The 1,180-nt window shown below is 69.3% G+C and carries 2 protein-coding genes; both read right to left on the bottom strand.

What is annotated here, in order from left to right; genetic code table 11:
• Positions 1–786: AAA family ATPase (locus EU811_RS23380; RefSeq protein ID WP_142940608.1), on the bottom strand; the 786-nt coding region annotated here is incomplete at its 3' end.
• The coding region (locus tag EU811_RS23675; protein WP_202979365.1) for a VMAP-C domain-containing protein at positions 783–1,180 on the bottom strand (398 nt) is incomplete at its 5' end. The genes EU811_RS23675 and EU811_RS23380, both read right to left, overlap by 4 nt.

Below are 1,180 nucleotides of genomic sequence, written 5' to 3'. Positions count from 1 at the left end.
TAGTCTCGTGGGCTCGGGGAGGTCGAGACGTACGCAGCGCCTGAGGAAGGCGGGAGGGAAGTCGCGTTCGCCGTTGCTGGTGATGACCACGATGGGGAATTCCCGGCAGCGGACGCGCCCCCTCAGGACGGCGGCAGGGGTGTCCGGGTCGTCTGTCTGGACATGCACTGGGGCGTGGTCCTCGGACAGGCGGGTGAGCTCCGGGATGGTGAACTCGCCTTCCTCGAAGACCGTGAGCAGATCGTTCGGCAGGTCGACGTCGCCTTTGTCCAGTTCGTCGATCAGCAGCACCCTGGGCTGTTCCCGGGGAACGAGGGCGTTGCCCAGGGCGCCGAGGCGGACGTACTGGCCGATGCCCGGTTCCCGATCGTCCGAGTCGCGGCGCAGATTGGCCTCGCGCAGGCGACCGACGGCGTCGTACTGGTAGAGGGCGTCCTGCAGGGTGGAGCGGCTGTTGACCGGCCAGCGCAGGACGCGGCCGAGGGTGAGTTCGTGCGCGATGGCGTGGGCGAGGGAAGACTTGCCGGTACCGGGGTGGCCGGTCACCAGCAGGGGCCGTCGCAGGTGGAGCGCCGCATTGACGATGTCGACCTCGTCGCTGGTGATGAGATACGGCAGGGGACGGGCGGCAGGGTGATGTGGCAACGGCTCTTCCGGGTCGAACCGGCGCCACGGCGGGGCTGGAGGGAACGCGACCTCGCGGGAGTCCCCGTCACCGCGGAACAGCCGCCATGTGCCGTCGGGCATCGCGGGACGGTGGCCGGTCCCGGGCTCTGTCGTCGTCATGAGGCGTGAGTTCCTTTCCTGGGGTCCCTCAGTTGCAGCGACTGCGGCTCCGGGGGGCGGTCTTCCTCCCACACCAGCGCAGGGCGGGGCAGAGTCGCCTCCTGGGAGTCGAATACCTCTCCCCGGACCACACGGACACGCTCGGGGAGCTCGGCCAGCGGACCGGTGGGATCCAACTGCTGCAGCCTTGCGGCGTCGTCGTAGCAGTCGGCCTCGCGATCCCAGAGGACCACGGGAACACCGAGTGCGAGACAGGTCTGGAGCAGTTGCGTCCGTTGGTCACGGGGGCCGTGGAGGACCACCCGGGTTGCGTCCCGGTTGCTACTCTGCAGCAGCCGGGCGAGATGCCGCGCATTGGCGCAGCTCTGGTCGGCGACCAGCGGCACCTGGTTAC

It is taken from the genome of Arthrobacter sp. TS-15 (genome assembly GCF_006964045.1).
Taxonomy (GTDB): Bacteria; Actinomycetota; Actinomycetes; order Actinomycetales; family Micrococcaceae; genus Arthrobacter.
The sequence above is the reverse complement of the archived record's forward strand: the minus strand, read 5'-3'. Positions and strand labels throughout refer to the sequence as shown.